The 336-nt window shown below is 45.5% G+C and carries 1 rRNA gene; it reads right to left on the bottom strand.

Features of this window, described 5'->3' with window-relative positions:
* Positions 1-299 (bottom strand): 16S ribosomal RNA (locus tag CD147_RS11145); the annotation flags it as partial.
* Between the last annotated feature and the right edge of the window lie 37 nt (positions 300-336).

The following is a 336-nucleotide window of genomic DNA, read 5'->3' as shown; positions in this document are numbered from 1 at the left end:
CGGCTACGTATCGTTGCCTTGGTAAGCCGTTACCTTACCAACTAGCTAATACGGCGCGGATCCATCTATAAGTGATAGCAAAACCATCTTTCACTATCGAACCATGCGGTTCGAAATATTATCCGGTATTAGCTCCGGTTTCCCGAAGTTATCCCAGTCTTATAGGTAGGTTACCCACGTGTTACTCACCCGTCCGCCGCTAACGTCAAAGGAGCAAGCTCCTTATCTGTTCGCTCGACTTGCATGTATTAGGCACGCCGCCAGCGTTCATCCTGAGCCAGGATCAAACTCTCCATAAAAATTTATGATGTTTGATTAGCTCATAATACTAAATAA

Origin of the sequence: Staphylococcus devriesei (assembly GCF_002902625.1) — a bacterium.
GTDB classification, from domain to species: Bacteria; Bacillota; Bacilli; order Staphylococcales; family Staphylococcaceae; genus Staphylococcus; species Staphylococcus devriesei.
This window is presented reverse-complemented; position numbering and strand designations above follow the sequence as displayed.